Origin of the sequence: Antarctobacter heliothermus (assembly GCF_002237555.1) — a bacterium.
In the GTDB taxonomy this organism is placed as follows: Bacteria; Pseudomonadota; Alphaproteobacteria; order Rhodobacterales; family Rhodobacteraceae; genus Antarctobacter; species Antarctobacter heliothermus_B.
Genome location: NZ_CP022540.1, coordinates 2,747,690 through 2,762,371, shown reverse-complemented (window position 1 = coordinate 2,762,371; position 14,682 = coordinate 2,747,690). Strand labels below are relative to the sequence as shown.

The 14,682-nt window shown below is 58.5% G+C and carries 13 protein-coding genes and 1 tRNA gene; 5 read left to right on the top strand and 9 right to left on the bottom strand.

The features are described from left to right. Positions 1-6: 6 nt before the first annotated feature. A tRNA-Phe gene (locus tag ANTHELSMS3_RS13140) sits at positions 7-81 on the top strand. A gap of 850 nt (positions 82-931) precedes the next feature. Here ANTHELSMS3_RS13140 and ANTHELSMS3_RS13125 read toward each other — a convergent pair. From ANTHELSMS3_RS13125 to ANTHELSMS3_RS13110, 5 genes are all read right to left on the bottom strand, one after another. Then, positions 932-1,771 carry a hypothetical protein gene (locus ANTHELSMS3_RS13125; protein ID WP_094035259.1) on the bottom strand — a complete coding sequence of 280 codons (840 nt, stop codon included), beginning with the start codon at positions 1,769-1,771 and terminating at the stop codon, positions 932-934. A gap of 124 nt (positions 1,772-1,895) precedes the next feature. Then, the gene (locus ANTHELSMS3_RS25580) at positions 1,896-2,066 is read right to left on the bottom strand and encodes a hypothetical protein (protein ID WP_157733507.1); all 171 of its coding nucleotides are present in this window, start codon (positions 2,064-2,066) and stop codon (positions 1,896-1,898) included. A 346-nt stretch (positions 2,067-2,412) separates the two neighbouring features. Then, complete coding sequence (locus tag ANTHELSMS3_RS13120; protein WP_094035258.1) at positions 2,413-4,137, bottom strand: dihydroxy-acid dehydratase; 1,725 nt, start codon at positions 4,135-4,137, stop codon at positions 2,413-2,415. Positions 4,138-4,203: 66 nt separating this feature from the next. Continuing rightward, complete coding sequence (locus ANTHELSMS3_RS13115) at positions 4,204-4,884, bottom strand: RraA family protein (RefSeq protein WP_094035257.1); 681 nt, start codon at positions 4,882-4,884, stop codon at positions 4,204-4,206. A gap of 3 nt (positions 4,885-4,887) precedes the next feature. Then, positions 4,888-5,820: an NAD(P)-dependent oxidoreductase gene (locus ANTHELSMS3_RS13110; protein ID WP_157733506.1), complete on the bottom strand. Its 933-nt coding sequence runs from the start codon at positions 5,818-5,820 to the stop codon at positions 4,888-4,890. Positions 5,821-6,139: 319 nt separating this feature from the next. On the opposite strand from ANTHELSMS3_RS13110, the gene ANTHELSMS3_RS13105 reads away from it, so the two are divergent. From ANTHELSMS3_RS13105 to ANTHELSMS3_RS13090, 4 genes are all read left to right on the top strand, one after another. After that, the gene (locus tag ANTHELSMS3_RS13105) at positions 6,140-7,105 is read left to right on the top strand and encodes a tripartite tricarboxylate transporter substrate binding protein (RefSeq protein ID WP_198319805.1); all 966 of its coding nucleotides are present in this window, start codon (positions 6,140-6,142) and stop codon (positions 7,103-7,105) included. 75 nt (positions 7,106-7,180) lie between these two features. Then, on the top strand, positions 7,181-7,645 hold the full coding sequence (locus ANTHELSMS3_RS13100) for a tripartite tricarboxylate transporter TctB family protein (protein WP_094035255.1): 465 nt from the start codon (positions 7,181-7,183) through the stop codon (positions 7,643-7,645). Further along, on the top strand, positions 7,645-9,162 hold the full coding sequence (locus ANTHELSMS3_RS13095) for a tripartite tricarboxylate transporter permease (RefSeq protein WP_094035254.1): 1,518 nt from the start codon (positions 7,645-7,647) through the stop codon (positions 9,160-9,162). Before ANTHELSMS3_RS13100 ends, ANTHELSMS3_RS13095 begins: the two co-directional genes overlap by 1 nt. A gap of 38 nt (positions 9,163-9,200) precedes the next feature. After that, entirely contained in the window at positions 9,201-9,848 is a 648-nt protein-coding gene (locus ANTHELSMS3_RS13090; protein ID WP_094035253.1) for a GntR family transcriptional regulator, read from the top strand. A gap of 378 nt (positions 9,849-10,226) precedes the next feature. Here ANTHELSMS3_RS13090 and ANTHELSMS3_RS13085 read toward each other — a convergent pair whose 3' ends face one another. The 4 genes from ANTHELSMS3_RS13085 to ANTHELSMS3_RS13070 are packed head-to-tail and all read right to left on the bottom strand — an operon-like array spanning position 10,227 to position 14,669. Then, positions 10,227-11,195 carry a D-2-hydroxyacid dehydrogenase gene (locus ANTHELSMS3_RS13085; protein ID WP_094035252.1) on the bottom strand — a complete coding sequence of 323 codons (969 nt, stop codon included), beginning with the start codon at positions 11,193-11,195 and terminating at the stop codon, positions 10,227-10,229. Then, complete coding sequence (locus ANTHELSMS3_RS13080) at positions 11,192-12,262, bottom strand: Ldh family oxidoreductase (protein ID WP_094035251.1); 1,071 nt, start codon at positions 12,260-12,262, stop codon at positions 11,192-11,194. The genes ANTHELSMS3_RS13085 and ANTHELSMS3_RS13080 overlap by 4 nt, the downstream gene beginning before the upstream one ends. Continuing rightward, a complete protein-coding gene (locus ANTHELSMS3_RS13075; protein ID WP_198319804.1) occupies positions 12,259-13,146 on the bottom strand; it encodes an NAD(P)-dependent oxidoreductase in 888 nt (295 codons plus the stop codon). Before ANTHELSMS3_RS13075 ends, ANTHELSMS3_RS13080 begins: the two co-directional genes overlap by 4 nt. A gap of 5 nt (positions 13,147-13,151) precedes the next feature. After that, entirely contained in the window at positions 13,152-14,669 is a 1,518-nt protein-coding gene (locus ANTHELSMS3_RS13070; RefSeq protein WP_094035249.1) for a tripartite tricarboxylate transporter permease, read from the bottom strand. Positions 14,670-14,682 lie beyond the last annotated feature (13 nt).

The window sequence follows — 14,682 nt, the reverse complement described above, 5'->3', positions numbered from 1 at the left end:
TCCCGTGCCCGGGTAGCTCAGGGGTAGAGCAGTGGATTGAAAATCCTCGTGTCGGTGGTTCGATTCCGCCCCCGGGCACCATTATAAACAGCTGAAATATATGAAAATTTCTGCTGTCTATTCTCACTCATTGCTGATTTCCATAGCGTCGGGACGACAGCGGGACGACAGACTTCTCTCCTTCATTCGTTGCATGAAGTCGACATTCTCGCACATTTGCACTTCCGGCGAAACCAGGTCGACATCATTTCATCTTCAGTCAATCACATGGAAATAACAGATGGACAGGTCAGCAACTGCACACGACGTTCTGCTACCGATCGGACGGGTTTGCGAAATCTTGTCGCGCTCGAAGGCGAGCATTTACCGAGACATCGAGCGTAAAACGTTCAGCATATACTGATCGACGAGGGCGGCGATGTTACGGCAGCCATTGCTCCTCATCCTTGTAAGGATCACTTTCCTGAAGACTATTGGATCAAAGCTGTAGCTGGTCAGGAGGGCCGAGTGAAATCCATCCTGATTAAATGTCTCGTCGTAGCGCAAATGTCAGTTCCTTGAATGCATCTTCATCGGAGCGCCAATCTGCATCCCGCCGTCTCTCACTGGGTCTCGAGATACTTCAGTCCCCTATCGGTGATGCAGCCATCTTCGAGAAGGCCGACATCCTCAAGGAAGATCCTTGCGGTGTGCAGGCGAGGACCACTGGGCTCGACCTTTATCCTGGAACGAGCGCGCAGGCGGGCATCCTCCAGCTCAATTAGATATGTATAGCCACCCTGAAGCCAGAGTTTCCTTGCCGCTACCTCGAGATGGCGACGGATGATCCGATCATTTATGAGGAGCCCCATAGCCTCACGAGCACTCATAGTCCTGTGTGCTTCGATCCATGACAGTTCCGTCGCACATGTCTGGAAGACTGGCTTGGCATTCAGGCTCTCAGCAAGCTCGGACGCCCTCCCCCCCATTTGCGCCACAGGCTTGCAAATACGGTCATGATCACCTCAAGAGATGGCTCTTCACCGCGGGCCTCTTCCTGCATCTCCTTGAGGCTTTTGTCCGACGCCGATAGTGTTGTCAGCCAGCCATCAAACGGGACGTCCGGCACGTCTTCCACCAGACGGCTTGCCAATACCGGCATAGCTACTCCATCGGCTGACTCCTCGATCCCGAAGATCGCATGGTTCATCAAAGCCTCATAAGCGACACGCAGCATGTCTGCCGCCTGGTAGTGCTGCCACGCGGTATGGACTTCAGCGAAATCACCATCTGGCTCGGTCTCCGCCCAGTACCAACGCAAGGCATCCTGGCCCACCGCTCCTCTGGCTGTTTTTCGTGAGACGTTCAGAATAGCCAAAAGAGTGTTCCGCCGCTTCTGCCCGGGATCCATGTTTTCGTCGCCACCAATCAGGATCTCACGAAGAAGCTCAGCCTCCTGGCTATCATGATCCAGTTTTGACGGGGCTAACGGCAACATCTCTGCGAGCTCGCCTCGGTCCACAACGCCCGCACGCGCGATCTCGAAGAATCGATCAATAGGAATGGGGAAGGATTCCTCGTAAGCTTCTGCCAGCAACTTGCCGATCTCAGTCGGGATTGGAATTTTGTGTTCTCTGGCACGAGTCAGCAAACCGCACTCGCGCATTTGGCCAAAATAAGTGCCAAGGAAATCGCCGCGCTTCGGGCTTATGTATCTTTTTTCCCGGGGCGTACTGAGGTCGGTCTCAGCACTGAAGTCTATCTTGCCGCTCCCCCCGTTTTTAACTTCCAATTGGCAAATCTCGAGCCAGCGATGCCGCTCTCGTAGGGGTGTTGCGCACAAGCGAGCGCATAAAGAGCTTCGATCCGGCGAACATGTGCATCGAACTCATCGGTAGATGTGATCCGCGTGTGCCTCAGGTTATGCGTGACCCACCAAGCGTGGAACGAATAATGCCGCAGACGGTAGTGATCGAGCTAAAGCCCGGAAGGAGCCCCTGATAAAAGTTTTCAATAGGTGAAAGCATCGCCAGGTGATTGAGGCCTGACGCAACACCCATCTCTGTCCATTCAACGCTACCGTCCATCGCCTATCTCCGCGCCACGATCTGATAAAACCTTATGACGCAGGTAATTACGAGGAAGCAACTATGAGCATCCTTGTTACCTTCCAGTAGGTTCTGCGCGTGATCTCTTGAGAAAGACGTTGCTTCCGGCCCAATCCGGACTTTCGCCGGCTCGGCTATCGCTGCGATGCAGTTTCCCCGAACCGGTCATCCACTGCATCGTGCAGCACGGCCTTGAAGACGAAGGTCAGGTAACTGAAACCAAGGCCACGAAATTATTGACAACAAGCCTCGGGCCACCCGGGACGGTTCAGTAGCTCAACGAACCATGCACCATCCCGAGCCGCCAGAAACGAAGGCTCCGGGCCTATTCCCCCAGAGAGTCCGGATCCGCCACAAGGCTAGCGAAGTCGCAGCCCTGATCGGCAAGGAGGATCTCATTTCCGAACATCCTTGCGTAACCGCGCTTGGCTGTTGCGGGCTGCAGAACCATTTCCTTGCGGCGTCGTTCGAGCTCTTGCTCATCGACCAGCAAATCAATGCGCCGCTCCTTTACCGAAACGCGAATCCGGTCGCCATTGAGCACATACGCCAGCGGACCGCCGGACGCCGAGTCAGGCGTAATGTGCAGAACGATCGTACCATAGGCCGTGCCCGACATCCGAGCATCGGAAATCCGGAGCATGTCCTTCACGCCCTTCTGCGCCAGCTTCTTGGGAATCGGAAGGTATCCCGCCTCAGGCATACGCGTTTCCGACATCGGTCCGGCATTTTGCAGAACGAGGCAATCGTCTTCGGTCACGTCGAGATCCGGGTCGTCAATCCGGGCGGCCAAATCCTCTAGTGAAGTGAAGACGACAGCGCGTGCCTCTTTCTCGAAAAGCTCGGGATCAGCTGCGGCCCGCTTCATGATCGCCCCACGAGGCGCAAGCGAACCGAACAGGGCTACCAGGCCCCCCATTGGCTGAAGAGGCTCTTCGAGCGAGCGCACGACTTCCCTATTTACCCAGCCCGGATCACCGTCGAGACGCTCGCGCAGGGTTTCGCCGGTAACGGTCATGCAGTCGAGATCAAGCAGCGGGCGCAGCTCGCGCAGAACAGCGCCAATGCCACCGGCGGCGTGCAGGTCTTCCATGTAGTAGGGGCCGGTTGGCTTGAGGTTGACCAGCACAGGGGTCGTATCCGACAGCTCGTTAAGCTCGTCGAGCGATACCTTAATTCCCGCGCGCCCAGCAATTGCCGTCAAATGGATGATCGCGTTTGTCGAGCCACCAATGGCAAGCAGTACGCGGAGCGCATTCTTGATCGCACCCTTGGTGATGATATCCCCGACCCCAATTCCGGATTGGATCAGCTTGATCGCCGCCCGGCCCGAGGCCTCAGCTGCCCGCAGCCTGTCCGCGTGGACGGCGGGGATTGCAGCGGTGCCAGGCAACATCATGCCAAGCCCTTCGGCGAGGGCGGCCATGGTAGACGCCGTGCCCATGACAGCGCATGTGCCTGCTGTGGCAATCAGGTTACCTTCAATCTCGTTGATCGTGGGTTCGTCGATCTCGCCGGAGCGGAACTTACCCCAGAACCGACGGCAATCCGTGCAAGCGCCCAGCCGCTCGTTGCGCCAACGGTTGGTCAGTTGGGGACCGGTCACCAGTTGCACTGCGGGCAGGCCCGCCGAAACGGCCCCCATGAGTTGCGCAGGCACCGTCTTGTCGCAACCACCGATCAATACCACTGCATCCATCGGCTGTCCGCGGATCATCTCCTCGGTGTCCATGGCCATGAGGTTGCGGAAGAACAGAGCGGTGGGGTTGAGATAGGGCTCACCGAGCGAGATCGTCGGAAACTCCAGCGGCAACCCCCCTGCCGCAATCACCCCACGCTTCACCGCCGCTACGAGTTCTGGCACACTGCGGTGGCAGTTATTGAACTCGTTAAAGGTCGACGTGATGCCGACAATCGGCTTGCTCAGCATCTCGTCGGAGAAGCCCATCGACTTGGCATTGGCTACGCGCAGGTAGCGCGAGAAATCCGCGTCCCCGTAGTTGGTCAGGCCACGGGATATCCCCGTTGCTTTGTTCGGACCGTCATCCATTTTCTGTCCCTTCTGGTCTCTATCAGTGCTTTGACTACCTTTGGCGGGCGGGAGCCCTACAGTTGGTCACCCAACCTGCAGGCAACCCTTCTCCTTCAGTGCCTTTGCTACCCAAGAGCGGTCCACCGTTCCGTTGGCAATTGCCTCCAATTCTTCCTCCTCCGCCACTTTCTTCCGTGCTGCGGCTGCGAGAACGTCATCAATGTCGTCGTAAGGAATTGAAAGCACGCCATCATCATCGCCGAGCACAAGGTCGCCGGGCTCTACCACCATGCCGTCAAAGGCGATGGGCGTGTTGATCTCTCCGGGACCATCCTTATAGGGGCCACGATGGGTGATGCCGGCAGCATAGAGGATCAGACCCATGCGGCGGATCTCGGAGGCATCTCGGATTGCGCCATTGATGACCATGCCGGCAACGCCATTCTTAAGGGCAACGGCGGCCATGATCTCTCCCATGATCGCCGATGTCAGATCGCCGGCGGCATCCACCACGATCACATCGCCGGGCTTGGCGATATCAAGTGCGTGGTGAACCATCAGGTTGTCGCCGGGGCGGCACCGCACCGTCAGGGCCGGGCCAGCCAGAACCTTGCCACCTTCATGGATCGGGCGGAGCTGCGGCCCACCTGCAAACATACGGCTCATGCAATCGCTGATGTTCGCCACGGGGAAGTTCTTTGCCCGCTGTGCGTTCTCGTCAGAGACGCAACGCTGACGCGACCGGACTTGAAAACCGATACTCATGGATTAATCCTCTATTTCTCTTGGTTTCTTGAGTTCTGAGATGACTCGCTCGGCGATAAGCATCCCCGTGCGCTTGAGCCCTGCTTCTGTGGAGCCACCAATGTGCGGTGTTCCAATAAACCGTCCGGCGCTGAACAACGCGTGCTGCGGATCGGGAGGCTCTGCCTCAAAGACATCGCTGGCAGCACCCGCGATATGACCGTCTGCAATTGCCTCGGCCAGCGCGACCTCATCCACGATCCCGCCGCGCGCGCAATTGACGACAAAAGAGCCACGCGGCATCAGCGCAAAGGCGCGCTCGTTCAACACATGGGTCGTTTCAGGCAAAAGCGGCAGGTGAAGGAACAGGATTCCGCTGCGCGACAGCACATCATCCACCGTTTCGGCGCGCTCCACCCGCTCTGGCCAGTCACTCGCAGGCAGCATCGGATCATAGGCCAGAACCTGGGCCCCAAAGCCATGCACCAGCCGCTGGGCCACCGCGCGGCCAATGGCACCCATCCCCAAGATGCCGGCCTGAAGCTCCGAAAGTTCAAAGCCGATCCTCTGGCGCGGCGCGAGCATCCGTCCGCCTCGCAGGGCCGCATCATGCAGATCCGGGGCACGGAGCAGGTTGAGCGCAAGGCAAATGGCCAAGTCGGCAACGGACTCTGCGTTTGTCCCCGCGGCTGTCAGTACAGGGATGCCAGCGGCGTTTGCCGCCTGTACGTCAATCGTGTCGGTGCCAGCGCCATGCTTGCCGATCACGCGAAGCCGCACTGCGCGCTGAAGTTGCTCCTGCGAAACGGGCGCACTGCGGACGATGACGGCCTCGGCTCTGGCGGGCCAATCATCCGCTTCTGGTCCGGGCCCAATGACATTGCCGATTTCTGCCAAACGCGCCATGGCGTCTGGGTGAATGTGCTCTGTCACACAGATGGTCGGGCGGTCTACCACCTCAAATCCTCCTCCCTGAAAGGCGCTCCATCCTTGGGGGCGATCTGGTGATCTGCTTAAGGGCGAACCTCTCTACAGTACCGAATCCGCCCGCAAGGTTGCGCCACGATTGTGAACAGTAAAAAAACAAAAAAGAGAAATCTTGCAAGCGCCATCGATACCCACCCGGAAGCATATCCTTGATCTTTTAATCTTAAGCAATTGTTATATATGCATTAATTATATTTTCGCGCAATGGCCTTCGTTTTGTTTTGATTGCATGGCAGCTATGCATTACTGATTTTCTGTATCCAAAACTGCGATTCGAGGAGGAGAACACATGCTTGGATCTTTGAAGGCCACTGCCGCTGCGACACTCATGCTAGCACTTGGGACAGGCGCCGCTCTGGCTGAGTATCCCGAGCGAACCATCGAAATGATCGTCGCCTACGGCGCTGGAGGGGGCACTGACATTGCGGCGCGCACACTGGTGCCTTTCGTTGAAAAGCATCTCGGCAACGATGCCTCGATCGCGGTGATCAACACGCCCGGCGCTGCCGGTGAGATCGGCTTCACCAAGCTGGCCCAGTCAGAGCCCGACGGTTACACCATCGGTTTCATCAACAACCCGAACCTGATCACCATCCCGATTCAGCGTAAAGCACGATATTCGTTGGATGATATCCAACCCATCGGCAATGTCGTCTATGACGCCAATGCCTTTGTCTCCCGCGCTGACGGCGAGTTTTCTGATCTGGCAGCCGTCGTCGCTTTCGCCAAGGAAAACCCTCGCAAGGTGACCTTTGGCACCACCGGGATTGGTGGCGATGACCACCTCGCCATGGCGAACTTCGCGCGCCTGGCCGGCATCGAACTCGTCCACGTCCCATTTCAGGACACTCCGTCGCTGCGCACGGCAATTCTAGGCGGGCACGTCCAGCTTGCCGGCCTGAACATCAGCGAAGTGATCGACGACGTGGATGAAGGCTCGCTCATCGCGCTTGGCCAAATGACGGACCAACCGTGGGAGCTTGCCACCGACGTGCCGACATTCGTCGGGCAGGGCTACGACCTCACCATGGGCTCGCAACGTGGCGTGGCCGCCCCCGCCGGCATCCCCGCAGATGTGCTTGCAAAGCTCGAAGAAGCCATTGAAAAGGCCATCGCCGACCCCGAATTCCGGGCGGCAGCTGAAAAGCAACGCCTGCCTCTTCAGTTCATCGACAGCGCCTCCTTCATCGAAGGGATGAAGCGTCAAGACAGCGATCTTCGTCAGATCTGGAACGAAGAGCCTTGGATCAAGTGATCTGACGGCGCAATTAAATCACTCAGTCGGACATGGTCACCCCATGTCCGACATGCCTCGTGAGCGGAGACCCCCATGAAAAACAGCGTGGCCGAGATGCTCGGCGCCTTAATCTCAGCTGGCATCAGCGTTTTTGGCCTTTTGGAGGCTCTGAACTACAGCGGGCAATCCGGGATGATGCCACAAGCGGTTACGGCATTTGCAATTTTTCTGTCCCTAATCTGGTTTGTGAACGCTGCAAAGTTTCACTTCTCCGGGCAGAGCGAATTCGAGTTCGCCGAGTTGCGCCTTGCCGGATTGGCAAAGATCATTGGCGGAATTCTCATCTATGTGCTGTCGGTGCGCTATGTCGGTTTTTTCACTGCCACCATCGTGGCGGTTCCGGCCTTCGCCTACCTGATCGGCTACCGGAACCTAAAGGTCAGCTTCGCCACCGCCGTTGGCTTCGTTCTCATTCTCTACGCCGTCTTCTCAATGCTTCTGAATGTCCCTCTGCCAGATGAAGCAATTGTCGACGTCATTACCCGGGCCACAAAATAATGGATATCATCAACTACATTCTCGAGGCCATTCCTCTCGTTCTCTCGATGGGTGTGATTGCCGCCATGGTCTTCGGCACAGCCGTCGGCATCGCCGTTGGGGCGCTGCCGGGACTGTCCGCCACTATGGGCATCGCCGTGCTCATCCCGCTGACCTTCTCGATGGAGCCACTTGTGGCTCTCGGGATGATCGCCGGTATCTATAACGGCGCCATGTATGGCGGGGCGATCCCGGCCATCCTGTTACGTATCCCGGGTACTCCGGCGGGCATTGCAACGGTATTCGATGGCTACCCCATGGCCCAGAAAGGGCAAGCCAAACTGGCGTTGAACATCGCAGTGGCCTCCTCCGCCATCGGCAGCGCGGCCAGTGCGATCGCCCTGCTGGTGCTCGCGCCGCCCCTCGCCGCTCTGGCGCTTAAATTCAGCCCGGCCAACTACTTTTGGCTGGCGACCTTTGGCCTTATGACAATCGCGGTACTTCTTTCTGACAGCGCCTACAAAGGCCTCCTGTCAGTCTGCTTGGGGCTCGTGCTCGGCATGGTCGGCATTGACCCGATCATGGGCAACGAGCGATTTGCCTTCAACGACATGCACCTGTTGAGCGGGATCGACATCATTGTCCTGCTCACCGGCCTCTATGCAATCCCGCCTGCAATCGAACTTGCTCTTTCGTCCAAGCCCGCCTCAGACAGCGAGCTGGAGATCTCTGACAAGAAGGAGCCCTTTGCGTGGCGATCGTTGATACCGGTCTGGGTCAAAGCCTCTGGCATCGGCGTGGTGACAGGGGTGATCCCGGCGCTGGGAGGAAACATTGCTGCGATCTTCGCCTGGAATGAGCAGCGTCGAGGCGATCCGGACAAGGAGAAATATGGCAAAGGTGCCCCCGAGGGGGTGGCCGCGGCAGAGTGCGCCAACAACGCGGACACTGCTGCAAGCCTGATCCCTGCCCTGACGCTCGGCATTCCAGGCAGCGGTGTTGCTGCGGTCATCCTCGGCGCGCTCCTCGTGCATGGCCTGCGCCCCGGCCCGCAACTCTTCCAACAGGACGCCCCGATCACCTACGGCTTCATGTTGACCTTGCTCATCACGGCAGGCTTGGTTTGGGTGCTTGGTCGATATGGTGCGATGGTTTTCGTAAACGTCCTGCGGCTACCACCGCGCCTGCTGGCACCCATGATCATTTGCATGACCGTCATCGGTGTCTATTCCATCCACAACAGCTTCTACGAGGTCTGGCTGATGCTCGGCTTCGGGATGCTGGGCTACGCAATGGAGCGGCTGAACATCCCTACACCGCCCGCTGTGCTCGCGGTCATTCTCGGGCCGATGGCCGAAAGCGCGCTACGCCGTTCGCTTCTGATCTCCGGAAACGACGTTGGGTATCTCTTCAGCGGAGTAATCTCTTGGCTGCTGATTTGCGCAATTCTGCTTTCGGTTGGCGTGCCTCTCTTCCGCAAGTTCCTGAACCGCAAATCGAAGGACAGCTCAGATCTTGCACAAACAGTAGAAAAGTAAGCCTCGTTTGTGTGTAATCTGCGTAGGAGGTGAACTGAATGGCTAGTCACATGACCGTTGGAGAGCGTGTCTACACTACTCTTCGCAGCCGCCTGACGTCCGGACATTATGACTCCGGGGAGCAACTAAAAGAGGTAGTCGTATCCGAAGAGCTCGGGGTCAGCCGGACCCCGGTCAGGGCGGCCTTCAGCAAGCTCATCTCTGAAGGACTGCTCACTCCCTCCCCCACTCGGGGCGCCATAGTCACGGAATGGCGCCCCGAGGACGCGCTCGACATATTCGAAATCCGAATTCTATTAGAGGGACACGGTGCGGCACTGGCGGCAAAAAACCGGTCCCAAGAGCAACTCGATGTGCTCAAGCGCAGCACAGATGACATGGAAGAGGCGTTCATCCGGCGCCGAGGGGATTTTCTTGCTGAACTCGACACGGCCAACCGAGTTTTCCACGACATGCTCTACGAAGCATCGGGCAGCGGCTACTTGAGAAAGAGTGGTCGAAACTTATTGGATTTTCCGATGGTCACAGGGTTCTACATCTATGAAGACAAAGACATTCTTCACAGTATCCAAGGGCACCGCGAGATCATCAAGGGAATAGAGGCTAGCAACGCAGGATGGGCGCGTGCCGGACTTCGGTGCCATTTGGACGCAGCGATGGAACGCTTCAAGAAGGTTCCGAAGTAATGTCAGGCTCGTGTATTCTCGGACCGATCCGGGATTGGCGGATGCACGAATTCTTGTAAACCACCTGTATTGCGTGCGCCGTTCTGCAGTAGTTAGCGCTGACCCTCATCATTTTGTTGTTCATGATCAGCAAGTTGCTCGCACGGGCGTTGACGTCTGGCGTATAGCCCAATCCTCGGCGCGGCTCTGCCCCACGATCGGTGAGGCGCTGTCGCGGGGATAGCTTTGGTGTCGCCGGCTGCGCAACAGCGCCTCTGTCAGAACGAGATCAATCGCGACGGGTGAATCCCCTTGGCAGTGACGGTCGGCGGCAGTTTCCGCCGTTTCAAAGAAGCGGCTCAGCGGCCGACCTGGCACTGCTGCAGGATGGATTATGTTCTACGAAACAACATTCTGCGGCGCATCGTTCAAAAAGGCCTCGATATTATCGATAAGCTGATCTGCAAGAGTCTGGATAGCCTCTTGGCTGGCCCACGCGACATGTGGCGTTAGGATCACGTTGCTGCGTTTAGCGATGCGCCGCATGACATGGTCTGCGCCCGGCGGCTCTGTTGTGACCACGTCGAACCCGGCCCCAGAGATCCGCCCGCCTTCAAGCGCGCGCTCCAGTGCCTCCTCATCCACAAGACCGCCCCGCGCAGTATTCAACAGCAAGGGGCGACGCTCCATCATATCGAATTCGGTGTCGGAGATCAGGTTGCGCGTCGACGGCATCAGTGGGCAATGCAAGGTGATGATGTCACTGCACCGCATGACTTCCTCGAAGGGCGTGTAAAGGGGGCCCATCCCCTCTACGCCTTTGTAGCCGGAAAACAGGACCCGCATACCAAAGGCTTCGGCGATTTTACCAACTGCCTTGCCCAAGGCGCCGTCCCCGACGATGCCCAAAACCTTTCCAGACAAATCAGCAATTGGATAATCGAAGTAGCAGAACTGGTTCGCCTCTGCCCAGCGTCCGTCGATAACCGACTGGCGATAGGGCACGATACTGCGTTGCAGGGCCAGAAGCAGTGCAAAGGTATGTTCGGGCACGGTGTTCCCGGCATATCCTTGGATGTTGCTGACGGTGACACCCTGCTCCCGGCAGGCTGCCAGATCGATGCGATCGTAGCCGGTGGCGGCGACGGCAATCAGCTTTAGCTTTGGCGCGGCGGCCAGCGCCTCGGCGTTGATTGGCACCTTGTTGGTAATCACCACATCTGCGTCAGCGATCCGTGCGGCGACCTGATCGGGATCCGTTTGCTGATGCTCTACGATCTGTGCGGCAAAGGCTGGCTGTCTCAACTTTGTCTCGGGCGACAGGGTCGCCCGATCTAGGAATACGATGCGGACAGGTGCTTGCGTCATTGAACAACCTCTTTGATCAGACCGGAGAGCGGCGCGCAGCCGAGCCCGGTGGCAATAGCGTCTAGATCGGCGATCACGTTGCTGGGCAGCGCAATACCTGCCTGACGTGTTCGGTCTTCGCGACCTTTTTCCAACTCACCCGGCATGAGGATGGCGTCGAAACCATCTGCGAGGGCGCAGTCCTTAAGGGCCGTCACCAGTTCACGCACCCTGTCGCCATGTGTATCTGACACATGGGTCCGCGACACATCGATGAGCAACATGAAATGTCCAACGTCCTGCGGCGTTACGAAGTCGCTATATAGATTGCCCAGCGAGCCTGCAAACCGTCCGCCAGACAGAACCCCGCACAGCACCTCTACCATGATAGCCAGCGCCGACCCCTTTGGGCCGGACAGCGGCAGCACGACGCCTTGTTCTGCTGCTACGCCGCTCGTGGTGGGTTTGCCGTCAGCGTCCAACGCCCATCCTTCGGGGATCGCCTCTCCGCGTTTGGCCGCTTCGACGATCTTGCCGCGCGCGACGACCGAGGTCGCCATGTCCAAAAGGACCGGGGTATCCCCGGTGATTGGCGTGCCAAAGGTGATCGGGTTTGTGCCAAGCACCGCTTGCCGACCGCCGAACACCGTCATCGAAGGCGGCGCATTGGTCATCGCGATGGCGATACAGCCCGCCGCAACGGCCTTTTCAACGTAAAACGACCCCGCACCGTTATGGTTCGAATGGCCGACGGTCGCAACGCAAACCCCGTTTTCCCGCGCAACATCCAGCGCGGCCTCCAGAGCACGGAGGCTGACCACAGGCCCCGGCCCGTTGTCGCCATCAACGACCAGAACGCCGGGCGATGGCCGGTCGAACTTGATGTCGGGGCGCGCTTTGACGACACCGGCCTTGATCCGTTCGGCGTAGATCGGGATGCGTGTCAGGCCATGAGAGCCGTGTCCGCGCAAGTCCGCATGGATTAGGACATCCGTCACGGTCTCCGCATCCTGTACGGTCAGCCCTGCGGCTTGGAAAACGGCGTTGGAGAATTCCCGGATCGTTTCCAGATCGAGCGTTTCCGTCATTGGCTGGTGTCCTCGTTGCGGCCGTTCAGGCGGTCATAAAGCAGGCCAAGTGCGGCACTGTCGCGTTTTGCAAACCCGGAGTTACAGGTCGCGATCATCAGTTGATGTGCGAGATCCGTGGCGGGTTGGCTGATATTGAAATGGGCGCCCACGGCATTGGCGATACCAAGATCTTTGCGCATGAGTTCGGAACGAAAACCGCCGTCAAGCTGGCCTTCGATATAGCGCAGTGCGTGCGCCTCCAGAACTCCGCTGCGGGCCGCGCCCGTGGACAGGACTTCGCGCATCACTTTGGGGTCGACTCCGGCGGCGCGGGCCAGGGCCACGGCCTCAAAGGCCCCCATCATGTTCACCGCGACCATCAGTTGGTTGCAGGCCTTTAGCGCCTGCCCTGCCCCAAGCGGCCCGACATGGTGGATGTTCTTGCCCATGGCCTGCAACACTGGGTCGGCGTCGGCCACGTCGTCCTCTGATCCCCCGCACATGATGGTCAGGGTGCCGCTGTCCGCGCCTTTCGCGCCACCGCTGACCGGCGCATCGACAAATCGTCCGCCGACGGTGGCCAGCCTTTGGGCCATGTCCTGCGCTTCAAAGGGGGCAATCGTCGAACAATCGATCAGCAGCCCGCCTTCCCACGACTGCGCTGCCAAACCGGTCTCTCCCTCGATCACATTGCCAAGCGCATTGGCGTCGGGCACGCATGTGACGATAACGCGGCACCGCGCGGCCAGGTCTGCGGGACTCGAACAGATCTCTGCGCCCAAAGCCCGGAATGTTTCTGCCTTCTCGGGCGACGACGTGGTGACCGCCAGTTTCAGACCGGATGCGGCGATGTTGCGCGCCATTCCGGCCCCCATCACGCCCAGACCAATAAATCCTATCATGTCACTCAAACCCCCATTCTTTCCATTTGTGCTTTTTTCGACCGCAGCTTTTTCTGCCGCCATAACGTCAAACCGACGAGTCCGATGACGATCGCCACCAAGGTAAGTGTGACCGGATTGGTCATGAACGGTTCGAACGAGCCGCGGCTGCGCGTCAGCGCCTGTCGCAACGCCTCTTCGAAAGAAGGCGTAATGATGAAGGAAATCAGCAAAGGTGCGACAGGTACTTTCGTGCGGTTGAAGATGAACCCCAAGATGCCCGCGCCCAGCATGACGTAGACGTCCAGGATATTGTTCCGGGCCACATAGCTGCCCGCCACGCAAACCAACGCCACACAGGGCATAAGGTAGATTTTGGGGATCCGCAGGGTCAGGGACAGCATACGCATGGCCGGGTAGCCAATCAAACCCATCAACAGCGTCGATCCAAGCAGGGCAAAGTAGATCGTGTAGACGATCTCAGGCGAGTTGACGAAGATCAATGGTCCGGGGCTGACCCCTTGCAGGACAAGCGCACCCAACAGGATGGCTGTGACGGCGTCACCCGGAATGCCAAGCGCCAAGGTCGGGATAAATGTCGCTCCGACGACTGCGTTGTTAGCGCTTTCGGATGCAACGACCCCCCGTGGATCACCCTTGCCAAAGTTGCCTTTGCTGCCTGCGGCCCGCTTGGCGTCGGCATAGGCCAGAAACGAGGCGATGGTGGCGCCAATACCGGGCAGGATGCCGATCGCCGATCCGATGGCAGATGCCCGTGTCATTGGCAGGATATTACGGAAAACCTCACCGAACGAGATCCGGTTGGCGGCGCGATCTTCGCCGGACAAATCCACCTTGCGTACGGATTGAGAGAAGCGCCGGGTGGCCTCTTCAATGATTTCGGCGACGGCGAAAAGCCCAACAAGAAGTGGCACATAGGTCAGTCCGTCCATCAGCGCGGTCGAGCCGAAGGTAAAGCGGGGAATGCCCAGCATAGGATCGCTGCCGACTGTTGCCAGCACCATCCCCAACGCCGCCGAGAACAATCCTTTGACCAACGAATTTCCCGACAAAATTCCGATCACGAGAAAGGTGAAGAACAGCAAAGAGGCGATCTCGACCGGGCCGAACCCGAGCGCAAAACTGGCCAGTTGCGGCGCAAGCAGGATCAAAAGGCCGATCGAGAACACAGCCCCGAAAACCGAACTGATCAGCGACAGGCGCAGAGCCTTGGTCGCCAGCCCCTGCTGTGCCATCGGGAAGCCGTCAAATATTGTGGCGGCAGAGGCCGGTGTGCCGGGGGCGTTCAAGAGGATCGCAGACACCGATCCTCCGAAGATACCGGCGCCATACAGGCCGATCAGCATCACCATCGCCTGATCGGTTGGCATGAAGATGGTCAGGGGCACCGCCAGGGCGACCGCGATATTGACCGACAGACCCGGGATTGCCCCGATAATTAGTCCGATAACCACTGACAGCAGCAGAGTCAGAAAGGTCACTGGCTCAGCGAGCCCATAGAGAGCTTGGAAAAGCGGATCCATGTCCAGCCTCCGG